The sequence below is a fragment of the Bradyrhizobium sp. NAS80.1 genome (assembly GCF_001908205.1).
Taxonomy (GTDB): domain Bacteria; phylum Pseudomonadota; class Alphaproteobacteria; order Rhizobiales; family Xanthobacteraceae; genus Bradyrhizobium.
Genome location: NZ_LGHL01000046.1, coordinates 74319 through 88044 on the forward strand (window position 1 = coordinate 74319; position 13726 = coordinate 88044).

The window sequence follows — 13726 nt, forward strand, 5'->3', positions numbered from 1 at the left end:
AAGAGGAAGGGATGTTGACGCAATGCAGCATCTTGGTCTTCTCCCCGTGCACCAAGAAGGGGGGACCAGACAATGTGTCCGACGTGCCGGGTGAGGTGCCGTAGTCGAAATCTGCTGGATTCCGCGCCGTAGTACCAGGTGGAATGCGCGTATCGGAGTTTCCACCATGCTGCGGGCGGATCTCGATCACTGCGAGTGGTTGCCGGACGACGCGAAGACCGGCGAAATGGTTTTCATTCCAGGCGGTACGTTTCGCATGGGATCCGATCACCATTATCCCGAGGAGAAGCCGAGCCATCGGGTCTCTGTCGACGGCTTCTGGATCGATCGCACGCCGGTCACCAACCGGCAGTTCAAGCAATTCGTCAACGCGACCGGCCATGTCACTGAAGCGCAAATCGTTCCCGACCCAAAGAACTATCCCGGCGCACTGAAGGAAATGCTCTACGCGGGATCGCTGGTGTTCTCGCCGCTGCCGCGCATCACCGATCTCAAGGACTGGAGCCAGTGGTGGACCTTCATGCGCGGCGCCAACTGGCGCCGTCCCTATGGTCCTCACAGCAACATCAAAGGGCTCGACGATCATCCTGTCGTCCACGTCTCCTACAGCGATGCGGAGGCGTACGCCCGCTGGGCCGGCAAGGATCTGCCGACCGAGGCGGAATGGGAGTTCGCCGCGCGCGGCGGTCTCGATGGCGAAGAGTTCGCCTGGGGCGACGCTCTGATGCCGGGCGGCAAGCACATGGCCAATACCTGGCAGGGCAACTTCCCCGTCCAAAACCTTGCCGAGGACGGGTTCGAGCGTACTTCGCCGGTCATGGCCTTCCCGCCGAACGGGTATGGTCTCTACGACATGATCGGAAATGTCTGGGAATGGACCTCCGACTGGTGGTCGGAGAAACACCAGGCAGACGCTGCAAAGCCCTGTTGCATTCCACGCAACCCGCGCGGCGGACGTGAGGAATCGAGCTTCGATCCATGTCAGCCGAACGTCCGCATCCCACGGAAAGTCTTGAAGGGCGGCTCGCATCTCTGCGCGCCGAACTACTGCCGCCGCTATCGTCCGGCCGCGCGTCACGCCGAACCTGTCGATACGTCGACCAGTCATGTCGGGTTCAGATGTGTGGTCCGGCGGCCCGAATCTCCGCCTTCACAAGGACTTTCTGGAAAGTAGGGAGTATGAAATGCGTGACGACGCCAAAGACAAAAGAAAAGCTGCGGCACAGGTTGCTGGCCGCCGGACGCCGCTGCTTCGCGGCCTGCTGACGGCGGCTTTGGTCGCGACAAGCCTGTCTCCCTTCGCCAAGACGCCTGCAATCGCGCAGCAGCCGAACACGGCCAAGCCCAACATCCTCGTCATCTTCGGTGACGACATCGGCCAGTCCAACATCAGCGCCTATACGCGCGGGGTGATGGGCTACAAGACTCCGAACATCGACCGCATCGCCAATGAAGGCATGATCTTCACTGACTATTACGCGGAGAATAGCTGTACCGCCGGTCGGTCGACCTTCATCACGGGGCAGGTCTGCTTGCGCACCGGCCTTTGCAAGGTCGGCATTCCCGGGGCGGCCGTCGGCCTGCAGGATCGCGACATCACCATCGCCCAGGCCCTGAAGCCACTGGGCTATGCGACGGGGCAATTCGGCAAGAACCATCTTGGTGACCGTGACGAATATCTGCCGGTCAAGCACGGCTTCGACGAGTTCTACGGCAACCTCTACCATCTCAACGCCGAGGAGGAGCCGGAGCGGCCCTACTATCCCAAGAACGATACCACCTTCACCAAGAGCAATTCACCCCGTGGCGTGCTCAAGGCCTCTGCCGACGGCAAGATCGAGGATACCGGGCCACTCAACCGCAAGCGAATGGAAACCGTCGACGACGAGACCACAGACGCGGCGATCGATTTCATCCAGCGGCAGGCAAAGGCCAACAAGCCGTTTTTCACCTGGATGAATACGACGCGCATGCATGCGTTCACTCATGTGCGCCCGTCAATGCAGGGACAGAGCGGCATGCCGGGCAACGAATATGCCGACGGCATGGTCGAGCACGACGGCGACGTCGGCAAGCTTCTCAAGACGCTCGATGATCTCGGCATCGCCAACAACACCATCGTGGTCTACACGACCGACAATGGCCCCAACCAATGGTCGTGGCCGGATGCGGCGACGACGCCGTTCCGCAGCGAGAAGGACACGAACTGGGAAGGCGCGTTCCGCGTTCCCGCGATGATACGCTGGCCCGGCCACATCAAGGCAGGTGAAGTCTCCAACGAGATGGTCTCCGGCCTCGACTGGTTTCCGACACTGCTCGCCGCGGCCGGTGATGGCGATATCAAAGACCGCCTGTCGAAGGGCACCGATCTTGGCGGCAAGACCTTCAAGGTGCATCTCGATGGCTACAATCAACTGCCCTATCTGACGGGACAGCAGCCGAAATCGGCACGCAACGAGTTCTACTATTTCAACGATGACGGCAATATGGTCGCCTATCGTTACAACGACTGGAAGATCGTGTTCTGCGAGCAGCGCAAGCCGGGCGGCTTCGAGGTCTGGGCGAACCCGTTCACCTGCTTGCGCGCACCCAAGGTGTTCAACCTGCGCATGGATCCGTTCGAGCGCGCCGACGTCGTCTCCGATCAATACTACGATTGGTTGGCGAAGAACGCCTATCTGATCCAGTACGGCGTCTGGCGTGTTGCTCCGTTCCTTCAGACCGCGCTCCCAAGCTCGGCACCCAGACTCCCTACTGGCATCGCTTCGTTCTCGGCGATGCCGAAGTGACCGTCGTGTCCGACGGGCCCCTGCCCCTTGGTGATCCCTCCGGCACCTTCACCGGCGTTCCCAAGGAGGAAGTGAAGAAGATGCTCGCCGACAATTTCCTCTCCCCGGACAATGTCGTGCTCGAGCAGAACTCGCCGATCGTGAACACCGGCGACAAGCTCATCTTGTTCGATACCGGCATGGGCACCTCCAAGGCGTTCGGGCCCACCACCGGCCGGCAACAGAAGAGCATGGCTGAAGCCGGCATCAAGCCGGAGGACATCGATGCCGTGGTCTGCTCGCATGCCCACATCGACCACATCGGCGGCATCGTGGACGCCAACGACAAGCCGCTGTTTCCGAACGCGCAAATCTACATCTCCCAGACCGATTTCGACTTCTGGACCGATGAAGGCAAGCTTGGCAGTCCGGCAAAGGACTTCGTCGTTCACGCCCGCAAGAACCTGCTGCCGGTCCGCGACCGGATCGTGTTCTTCAAGGACGGCCAGGAATTCCTGCCCGGGGTCCAGGCGATCGCCGCGCCCGGCCATACCGTGGGTCACACCATCTTCATGGTCTCGTCGGCCGGCAAGTCCTTTGCATTCCTCGCCGACCTCTCGCACCATTCCGTGCTGCTGCTCGAACGGCCGCGCATGGAATTCTCCTACGACACCGACCCGAGGCAGGCGGCCGAATCGCGCGTCAAGCTACTCACGATGCTCGCGGCGAACAAGACGCCGGTGATGTCCTATCACTTCGCCTGGCCGGGCTACGGACATGTCGCCAAGGCCGGCGACGGCTTCCGCTACTATGCCGAACCAATGCAGATGACGTTGTAGTCTGCCAGATCTGGTCCGGGCGATGCGTGTCGCCCGGACCATTTACCTGGGGCTCGTTTTGGCAAGGCTGCGAACGCAATCTCAGTGAGCTGACTTCCGCTCTTCAAGGGTGTGTGGATCCCGGGACTGACGGTGATGCCAAATCTCAGCGCCCCACGCTCCCCTGCAGCGATTGGAGCAGCCTCCTGGCATCCGAGCGATCCCGACCATCAGGCTGATTGGCAAAGAACTGCAATTCGTGCTGCAAGAGCGTGAGTGCCCGCTCCGCCTGGCCTTTGGCGGCGAGAAGGCCGGCGAGCCCAGTCGCAGCGCGCAAGCCAAATCCGTGCTGGCCACGCCGGCCGGCAAGCGCGATGGCTTGCTCAAAGTTCTTCTCAGCAAGCGCGGCGTCATTGATCTCTGCATGTGCGGCAAGCCGCCCTTCGATACGATAGCATTCGACCTCGTACCAATAGTTGCCACCCCGTCCGAAGACGCTGCGCACCTCATCGAGACAGCGCCGCGCGTCCGTCAGCTTGTCGGAACGGACATAGGCCTCCGCAAGCCAGCACAGGTAGGTCGGCAAATAGTAGATGAGGTGCGCCGTTTGCATGTACTCGCGCTGCTGCTCAAGCATGTCGATGCCCTCCGCGAGGCGGCCGGATTCGGCGTCGGACCAACCGAGATAGGTCCGCGCCACCGAAATCCACAGCGGCAGCTCCCTTTTTATCGCCCCCTCAAGGGTCCGCTGTGCGAGCCCCCGAACCGTCTCCACATCCCGCTCCAGCGTGTACAGCATGCAGACGTGGGCACACGCGTAGCCGAGGGTATGCGCATGTGACAATCGCTGCGCATGCCCCAGCGCCTCGCGTGCGTGAGCGATCGCTTCGCTTACCCGGCCCACCAACCAGTAGCAGATGCACAGGTTGGACAGGCTCGTGATCTGCACGTCGGTGCCGTATGTCACGGCCGTTTCCCGGTCAGCGTCTGCATCGTATAGCTTGACCGCCTGGTCGAGGTGGATGCACGCCTGCTCGGTCTCCCCGTCGAGCAGCGAGGTGCCAAGCAGCCGATGGCCGACCATCCGATCGGCCCTCGTTCCTTTCTCTTCGGCCAGCGTCAAGAAGTCCCGCGCCAGCGCGCCGGCTTCCCGCACGTCGCTTGCAACGCGCAGGTGCGACCACCGCGCGTACAGCGCCGGGAAGATGCGCGGATCGTTGTCCAGGGCCCGGCAGAGCTCGATGGCGCGGCTGCTGACGTCAGCGACCGCGTCGGCGCCGAATCCCCCTAGCGCGATTGTCGGCCCGATCAGCGCAATCTGGGCATTCAGCTCCAGATTGTCCCGTTCAAGCCCGGCAGGAAGCTTCTTGATCTCCTCGCGCGCCATGTTGAGCTCGGCGATCGTCTCCAGATTTGCCGAACGCTCGGCCGCCTGTTTTGCCGCCTTGAGCCACATCCGCGCCGCTCGCGACGTCCGCCCGGCCTCCGACAGATGCTGTGCGACATAGCCGGGCTCCGTCTGCACGATCTCGGGCAGATGGAGCTCAATCTGCTGCGCGACGCGGTCGTGAAGCTCTCGCCTCTGCCGCTTGAGAAGCGAATAGTAGGCGACGTCCCTCACCAGGGCATGCTTGAAGGAGTAGACCTTTTCGTCGTCCCCGCGCTCCAGCCCTATCAGTCCGGACGCGCGCAGCCGCTCCAGGGCGTCGTCAAGGACGTCGTGAGACTCCGTCGCAACGGCTGCGAGAAGCCGATGCGAAAAACTTCGGCCAATCACCGACGCGAGCTGAGCGATCGCCCTGGCATTTCCGAGCCGTTCAAGTCGCAGCATCAGGGGATCGTAGAGTGCCGATGGTACTTCTGCGGGTCCACTGGTGCCGACTGTACCGGCACCCGGATCGACTTGCCCGGTCTCGAGGGCGGCCGCCGCCAGCTCCTCCACGAACAACGGCACTCCGTCCGATCGCGCAACAATCTGCTGGATCAATCGACCAGGCAGTTGCTTGTCGCGGACGACGGAACCGGCGATATCGCGGCAGTGCTCGTCGTCCAGACGTTGCAGCACGATACGCTGGACCCTCGGCGACCCGTTGCCGAGGATCGTCGCGCGGCTCGTGACCACCAGAAGAATCCGCGCATTATCAATCTGACCGGCAATTCGCTCGACGATCTCAACGGTCGACGGATCGGCCCAGTGAAAATCCTCGAACACAATGAGACCCGCATCGCCACGGGCCTGCGACGTCAACAGCTGCACGGCTGCGTCGCGTGTCTTCCGACGCCGTTCCTGCGCATCGGGGATTGGCGGGCTCGATGCCGCCGGCACCGGCAAACCAAGCATTTGACCGATCAGCACAAACTGCTCTTCGTCGGAGCCAGAGGTCGCAGCGACGAATTCACGCAGACGCGCCAAATTCGCTTGGGCGTCTTCATCCTTACGAATACCTGCGCGCTGCTCAATGGTCCTGATGATCGGATACAGCGGCGTATTCTGGTGCGAGGCGGAAGCGTGGATGGCCAAGATCAGGTCATCCGGCAACCCGGCCTTTTCGATCAGTTCCAGCGCAAGGCGCGATTTGCCGATCCCGGGCTCCCCGGTGATTTCAACCGCATGTCCCCGCCCAGTCTGCGCGAGGTCCCACGCTTGCAACAACTGGCCCATCTCGGTGACCCTGTCGACCAGGGGCAAGGCATTGCGGCGGCGTGCACGATGTCCTGCGTCTTCCTCCGATACCTCTCCCAAGACGAGAAAGACCTCGACCTTCCGCGACAGTCCCTTGAGTGAACACATACCGAGCGGGCGCAAGGCGAATCTGCCGCGCAGCAGGCGCTTCGTCTCGCCGCTGATCACGAGCGAGTTGGGTTCGCCCATTTCCAGCAACCGGAATGCGATGTTGGGCGTGTCGCCGACGATCTCCGTGGCATTGTGCACATGGCCCGGCCCGGCCTTGCCGATCACCGCCATGCCCGTATGCACACCGATCCGAACGCGAAGCGGCTCCTTGATAGCCAGCGCGGCGCGCTCACTGAGCTCGTGAATTGCCCGCAACAACACCAGGCCGGCACGGACCGCGCTCACGGCCTCGTTCTCCGAGGTGAGCGGATAGCCAAACTCCGCACGAATGCCGTCGCCGATGTAGTTGACGACGCTGCCTCCGGAATTGCAGATGCATTGCGAGCTGACCGCCTGGAATTCCAGCAGTATCTCTCTCAGCTCCTCTATGTCACAGCGTTCGGAGAGACCGGTTGAATCAACGACGTCACAGAACAGAACCGTGACCTGCCGGCGCTCAGTTGCTCTGTCGTGAGGCGCGTCCATCACTCAAATTCCGCGGTTCGACTTCGCAATTTGACTTGGCAATTCGACTTAGAAATTCGACTTAGCAATTCGACTTGGCGGTTCTACTTGGCTCCGCTGCCTTTTTCCCGAGCGTGACGGAGATTGGCCATTCCCTTGAAAGAAGTCCACGTCGCGTTACGCGAGTAATTGCGTCAGTCCCGCTGTCTCAATTATGCCGGACGCAGTTATGCCGGCATGCCACTCCTCGCTCCACGCTTCAGACCAGTCCTTACGGGCTCAGCAGATCGGCAAAGAACGGATTCAGCATCCGCCCCTGCGGATCTGCCTGTCTAACTTGAGCCGAGAAATCGATCCATCTCGTCCCGTACGCCGCCTGGACATGGTCCCTCGTGATGAACGGACTCTGGTTCAGCAAGGGAATGCCGCCCCTCTTGCTCGCGAATTCGTTGAACTCCTTCAAGAACCCATCCCACGCTGGTCTGTCCGTATAGGCGTGAATGGGGTCGACCGAAAAAAACGTCTCCGTCATGCGAGTAGGACAGCAAGGAATGCTCGTCCTTCCGAATGAAGTATGAGCCAAGCGCCATGTTGCAGCGGAAGTCATGATCCCTAAAATACTTTTCGCTGAAGTCGACGTAGTCACGCAGCGCCTTCAGCCACGCAGCGCGTGGAAATGCCCAGAATGTGAAGGCATATCTCGCTGAGGGCCGCGTCTCGCTATAATCGATCGTCTTGTCCGGATTGTACAATGTCGCTCCGCCAACCAGGTGCAAATACGACATCAGCAGCCTGTTGCCGACGAACCAGGTATCGAGTGATGCATCCCTGAGGGGCTTGGTCGGGATGCTGCTGTCAATGAACCTGCCGACGCGGGCTTCGCCAAAATTCCAAAGCTTGCGCCGACTTGCGGCGAATAGCGATCCAAACGGTCCGACCCGGTCAGCAGGGTGCCGCGTCTGGAAGTGAGCCTTTCGACCGACCGTCCAGCAAATCAAGCCACGTGATGCATCGATGATCTCATCCACTTCCTTCTCGGTCAGCTCTCCGATCCGGCGCGGCAGATATTTGAAATGAATCACCTCCAGCGGCTTGATGCGGAACGTCACCTCGTAAATGATCCCGCACAGGCCATAACTCGAACGCATGAGATACATGAGAGCGGGGTTATTAGCCTCCGACGCCTCCGCGAGCTGGCCGCTGGGCGTCACCCATTTCATCGCTGTGATGTACGAACCGACCTGCCCGAACTCGCCACCATCCAGGCCATCCTTGGTATGGCAGCAGGCCGCGGCACCGAGAGTCATGTTTCCGATCTCGATGTTGGTCATAAACTGGAGGTTCAGCGCCTTCAGCACCCGCGATGCGGCTATAAATTGAAGCCCCGCCTCCGCGGTGAACGTCATGTCGTGCGGATCGATCTTGAGGATCCGGTTCATGCGGGACATGTCGATGATGGTCCCGTCCGAGGATACGCAGGGTGTCAGGGAGTGAAAGCTGCCCTTCGCCCTGACAGGACCAGGGTATTGGACGGCATCCGTCAGGATCGACTGAATCTCGGGAACGGTACTCGGAGACACAAGTCGCGCGGGAGAGCTCGTGATCCCGCCATCGTAATTCCGAACCATGTTATCCATCTGCGTCACCCCCTTATTGACGGCGAAACACGCAACTAAGATGGCTTTTCCAGTCTGGCCGACGTCGATGTCGGCGTGGTTCTCATGAGGTTGAAGCTCGCTGCCGCACAGCTTGACCCCGCTCTCACGAATTCCGCTGTATCTCCTATTGCACCCCAGGGCTATTGTACCTCCGGGCTTTACTACATCCTATCCGAGCATCCGCTTAACCGACAGGGCAAATTGACCGGCCCTGACGCCGCGGTAGCTGCAGTTTGCGAGATCGCACGGATGTCCCGAGGACGAGAGGACGCCGCGCCCCACGCTTCAGCTGGTGGCTAAGGCTACCGTGGCAAGGCGTTTCAAGGCACTCTCTCCGGTCCGCCCCGACGATGACGCTGCTCAAACTAGCGCCAACCCACGGTTGCAGCAACGGATCAGTCATCGAGACTGGCGCGCCCGCAAGATGCGTTGGCAAACAGGCGGTTTAGTGCTATCAGATTACATTTACTGGTTGCCGCCCGAATTGTTTTTCAGACGAATTACTTCTCGGAGTGCACATGTCGCGTGAGAACGATGGCTTTATCTTCCATCGTCGCGTGCTCGACGAAATCCTCAATGTTGTCTATCGGATCATCAACTTCTTTGTAAGGTGGGATCGCCTGCCGACCCTGCTTGGGGCAATCAATCTTTCGGTCTTCCGCAATCGGCTCCGAGAATACAACCTCTACCATACCGGTTACGGCATCGAGAAATCGGCGGACTGGAGCGCCGGCAATGAACGGTGGCGTTCCGCCGACGGCTCGTTCAACAGCCTTGATCATCCGCACATGGGCATGGCGGGATCCCGGTTCGGGCGCAACTTTCCCCTGCCGGAATGCGTGCCGGACAGCGAAGACGATCTGCTCGAGCCAAGCCCGCGCCTGATCTCGGAGGCATTGCTGGCGCGCGAGAAGTTTATTCCCGCAACCACCCTCAACCTGTTGGCGGCTGCGTGGATCCAGTTCGAAACGCACAACTGGTTCAGCCATGGGATTCCCGAGCCGGGAAACGAGTTCAAGATCCCGCTGCCGGAGGGGCATCCTTGGCCCGATCAAGTCAACGGCTGCATGCAAATCCGTCGTACAGTTCGCGACGAGACAACGCGTGACCCGTGGCTCGGTGCGACCCCGACATTTCGCAACTTCAACTCACATTGGTGGGACGCCGGCCAGATCTACGGCAGCAGTCGCGCAAGGCAGATGCAGCTCCGCTCCATGGTGGATGGGAAGATCAGAGTCGGCGACGACGGGATGATTCCAGCCGATCCAGAGCACCGGGGCGCTGATCTCACCGGCTTCAACGACAATTGGTGGATCGGGCTGAGCCTGCTGCACAATCTCTTCGTACGTGAGCACAACGTCATCTGCGATGCCCTGAAGGCGCGCTATCCGGCCTGGGATGACGAAGAGCTGTTCCAGCGCGCGCGCCTGATTAATGCGGCCCTGATCGCCAAGATCCATACCGTCGAATGGACCCCGGGCATTCTCGCCCATCCGGCCTTGGACTTTGGCATGCACGCCAATTGGTCGGGGATACCCGATTGGCCGGGGATACCGTCGCGGGTGGCTCGCGCGGTGCTCGGCAAAGACAGCGAGGCGGCCTATGGCATCATTGGCTCGCCCACGGAACAGCACAGCGCTCCCTATTCCCTCACCGAGGAGTTCACCGCAGTCTACCGTTTGCATCCGCTCGTCCCGGACGAGATGGATGTGCGACAGCTCGACACAGCAAAAATCGAGCGCTGCGAGTTGGTCAACATGCAGGGAGCCGCATCCCGCACGTTCATGCAGGCACACGGCTTCGTCAACCTGCTGTACTCCTTCGGCACCGCTCATCCCGGCGCCATTCGCCTCCACAATTTTCCAAACTTCCTTCGCCAGTTCAGAAAGGACGGCCAGCCGCTGCTCGACATGGCCGCGATCGATATCATGCGCGACCGCGAGCGCGGCGTGCCACGCTACAATCGCTTCCGCGAGCTGGTCGGGAAGAAGCGCGTCGAGACATTCGAGGAAATCACCAGTATCCCCGGTGCGGCCGAGAAGATGCGCACGATCTACAAGAACAACGTCGACCGTGTTGATCTGCTGGTCGGGCTGTTGGCGGAGGACCTGCCGAAGGGCTTCGGCTTCAGCGATACCGCCTTCCGTATCTTCATCCTGATGGCATCGCGGCGTCTCAAGAGCGACCGCTTCTTCACAGACGACTACCGGGCGGAGGTCTACACCGACTTCGGCCTGGACTGGATCCGCAACAACGGCATGAAATCGGTGCTGTTGCGGCACGTGCCGCAACTGGGCCCGGCGCTCGAGGGCGTCGACAACAGCTTTGCCCCCTGGAACGTTCTTCGAGGCTGAGCCGTGGCCTTCACCATAACCATTCCGGGCCTCGTACGTCTCATCCTCGTCTGGCAGCCGAACGAGGTGCTCAGCATCAACGATGCAAGCATGGTTACGCGTCCGCTGTCCGGCCGCGGCGGCCTCGTGAACAGCTCGATCGCTGGAAAGCTCGCGGTGTTCCGCAACCCGGATGGAGACATCTGGCCGGCGTTCCGCGACCGCCGCGACCTGTCACGCGCGACGCATCAGGCGGCGCTCGAGGCCGCGCTTTCGGACGTCGAGCCGTTGTTGCAGCGGATTGCGCCTGAGATTACGGAGCTCGGCGGCTACGTCGCCGGCGCCCCCACAGATCGCAACATGGGCATCATCGTCCAGCAGGCCGTGGGCCGCCTCTTCTTTCCCGACTATGCCGCAACCGAAGACTCTTACAGAGCTGCGCGCACGTTGCAGGCCTGGTTGTCGGCCGGACCACTGCGAGCCGCCTGGATCAGGCGAAGCGGCGCGCTGGAGGCCGCGCTCGATCGGATCGAGAAGTTGTCGCGCCGCAACATGGCTTGCGCGCACGCAACCGCGCTCGCAATGGACAATATCGTACGGTCTATCGACTTGATGCGCAGGATGGCGCGCGACAGCGGAAATCTGGCGACGATCGAGCCAGAGGTTGCGTCGGCGCAAACGTTGCGCGCGCCGGCGCGCGTGGTCCGCGAGGCGCAGGATGAAGGCCGTATCGGCACAATCCGGCTCCGTTCACGGACGCTGGTGGTGATGATGCTGGAGCGTGCCCGCCGGCAACGCCCCGCCGATCCGGGCTTCGGGTTCTTTGCCAGCACCTGGAATCGATGCCCCGCGCACCGCATTGTTCCTGCGTTGCTCACTGCCGTCTGGCAGGCGGCCAGGGACCAGCGCGGAGGCGGCGCGCAAACGCCGCGATGATCTGACTACGAGCAGCCGAGCTTGTCGGCGATCCCGCCAAAATCCTTCGCGACGATGTCCCAGTTGCCGGTGGCCTCGAAATCGACCTTCTGATGCGGTCCGTATTCGGTCGGCCTTGCGACGAACGCGGTCCTCAGCCCGTTCTTTTGCGCGGCTGCGAGGTCACCATTGTGGGCAGCGACCATCATCACCTGCTCCGGCTTGAGGCCGAGCAGGCGCGCGGCGCCGAGGTAGGTCTCGGGATCGGGCTTGTAGTGCTCGAACAGCTCGGCCGACATCACGAGGTCCCAGGGGAGACCCGCAAACTTCGCCATGTTGGTGAGCAGCGCGACGTTGCCGTTCGACAGCGGCGAGATCACGAATTTGGATTTCAGCCGCGTCAGGCCGGCGACGCTGTCGGGCCAGGGATTCAGGCGGTGCCAGCCCTTGGTGAGGTAATCGAGGTCGGCTTCGGTCAGGCCCTTGATCGCAAACTTCTCGACCAGCTTTTCCAGCGAACGGCGGTGCAGATCGTCGAGCATGACATAGCCGCGCTCGGGATGCTTGCGCACGTCGTCCATCGAGGCGACGTACATGCCACGCCAGCCATCGACCAGGGCGGTCCAGTCGGCACTGATACCGCGGCCCCTGCTCCACCACATGAAGTCGGTGATCAGGCTGGTGCGCCAGTCGACGACCGTGCCGAACACGTCGAACACCAGGGCTTTGACGGTGGTGAGATCGGACATGTGCGCTTCCCCCCTATGCTGCTTTTCTTGGTCATTCCGGGATACGCCGTGAGGCGCAGGCCCGGAATCCATACTCCCGATCGTGGTTATGGATTCCGGGCTCTCGCTTCGCGAGCCCCGGAATGACGGAGCGCTTTAGTCGAGGTGGAACTTCGCCAGCTCACGGTGCTCGGCCTTGATGTAGCGCACGGTGCCGGTGACAGAGCGCATCACCACCGTCTCGGTCTCGATCACGCCGTCCTTGCGGAACTTCACACCCGAGAGCAGCGAACCCGTGGTGACGCCGGTGGCGGCGAACAGGCAGTCACCGCGCGCCATGTCCTCGATGCCGTAGATCATCTTGGGATCGTTGACGCCCATCTTGGCGGCACGCTCGCGCTTCTCGTCGGAATCGAGAATGAGGCGGCACTGCATCTGGCCGCCGATGCAGCGCAGCGCCACGGCCGCAAGCACGCCTTCCGGCGCGCCGCCGGTGCCGAGATACATGTCGACGCCGGTATTATCAGGATCGGCGCAATGGATTACGCCCGCGACGTCGCCGTCGGTGATCAGGCGCACTGCGGCACCGGTCGAACGCACGCTCGAGATGATGTCGGCGTGGCGCGGACGGTCGAGCACGAGAACAGTGATGCCGTCCGGCTTGACACCCTTGGCCTTGGCGAGGCGGCGGACGTTGTCGGCTGGCGACGCGTCAAGATCGACGACGCCCTTGTCGTAACCCGGGCCGATCGCAAGCTTCTGCATGTAGACGTCCGGGGCGTGCAAGAGCGTGCCGCCGTCGGCCATCGCCATCGTGGCGATCGAGCCCGGCATGTTCTTGGCGCACAGCGTGGTGCCTTCGAGCGGGTCGACCGCGATATCGACTTCCGGCCCCGCCTTCAGGCCGACCTGCTCGCCGATATAGAGCATCGGCGCCTCGTCGCGCTCGCCCTCACCGATCACGATGGTGCCCTGGATCGGCAGCTTGTTGAGCTCGCGCCGCATGGCGTCGACGGCGGCCTGGTCGGCCGCTTTCTCGTTGCCGTGCCCGCGCAGCCGCGCCGACGACACCGCCGCCCTCTCCGTCACCCGCACAATCTCCAGCGTGAGGATGCGCTCGAGCAACGCGTGCGGCGGGACTGAAATATGGGTCGACATCGGCTCACTCCTTTAAAACAGTTCGGGACGGACAGCTCCGTCCGCATCAA

Annotated in this window: 9 protein-coding genes; 5 read left to right on the forward strand and 4 right to left on the reverse strand. The window is 61.8% G+C overall.

Going from position 1 to position 13726, the window contains the following annotated elements; all coding sequences use genetic code 11:
• The first annotated feature begins 166 nt into the window (after window positions 1-166).
• From AC629_RS11650 to AC629_RS11660, 3 genes are read left to right on the forward strand one after another with little or no spacing between them, the layout of a single operon-like run.
• Entirely contained in the window at window positions 167-1174 is a 1008-nt protein-coding gene (locus AC629_RS11650) for a formylglycine-generating enzyme family protein (RefSeq protein ID WP_084804910.1), read from the forward strand.
• A 10-nt stretch (window positions 1175-1184) separates the two neighbouring features.
• Complete coding sequence (locus AC629_RS11655) at window positions 1185-2789, forward strand: arylsulfatase (protein WP_245331811.1); 1605 nt, start codon at window positions 1185-1187, stop codon at window positions 2787-2789.
• Entirely contained in the window at window positions 2696-3607 is a 912-nt protein-coding gene (locus AC629_RS11660) for an MBL fold metallo-hydrolase (RefSeq protein ID WP_143199071.1), read from the forward strand. The genes AC629_RS11655 and AC629_RS11660 overlap by 94 nt, the downstream gene beginning before the upstream one ends.
• A 145-nt stretch (window positions 3608-3752) precedes the next feature.
• Here the strand turns inward: AC629_RS11660 and AC629_RS11665 are convergent, their stop codons facing one another.
• Both AC629_RS11665 and AC629_RS11670 read right to left on the reverse strand, forming a co-directional pair.
• Entirely contained in the window at window positions 3753-6905 is a 3153-nt protein-coding gene (locus AC629_RS11665) for an ATP-binding protein (protein WP_084804911.1), read from the reverse strand.
• A gap of 311 nt (window positions 6906-7216) precedes the next feature.
• Window positions 7217-8521: an FAD-binding protein gene (locus tag AC629_RS11670; protein ID WP_143199068.1), complete on the reverse strand. Its 1305-nt coding sequence runs from the start codon at window positions 8519-8521 to the stop codon at window positions 7217-7219.
• 539 nt (window positions 8522-9060) lie between these two features.
• Between AC629_RS11670 and AC629_RS11675 the strand changes: the two genes are divergently transcribed.
• The gene (locus AC629_RS11675; protein ID WP_084804913.1) at window positions 9061-10896 is read left to right on the forward strand and encodes a peroxidase family protein; all 1836 of its coding nucleotides are present in this window, start codon (window positions 9061-9063) and stop codon (window positions 10894-10896) included.
• Between the two features lie 3 nt (window positions 10897-10899).
• The gene (locus AC629_RS11680; RefSeq protein WP_084804914.1) at window positions 10900-11811 is read left to right on the forward strand and encodes a hypothetical protein; all 912 of its coding nucleotides are present in this window, start codon (window positions 10900-10902) and stop codon (window positions 11809-11811) included.
• A 5-nt stretch (window positions 11812-11816) separates the two neighbouring features.
• On the opposite strand, the gene AC629_RS11685 is transcribed toward AC629_RS11680, so the two are convergent.
• Window positions 11817-12539, reverse strand: a complete 723-nt coding sequence (locus AC629_RS11685) for a haloacid dehalogenase type II (protein WP_084804915.1) — start codon at window positions 12537-12539, stop codon at window positions 11817-11819.
• A gap of 135 nt (window positions 12540-12674) precedes the next feature.
• Window positions 12675-13676 carry a class II fructose-bisphosphatase gene (gene glpX, locus AC629_RS11690; RefSeq protein WP_084804916.1) on the reverse strand — a complete coding sequence of 334 codons (1002 nt, stop codon included), beginning with the start codon at window positions 13674-13676 and terminating at the stop codon, window positions 12675-12677.
• Window positions 13677-13726: the final 50 nt, after the last annotated feature.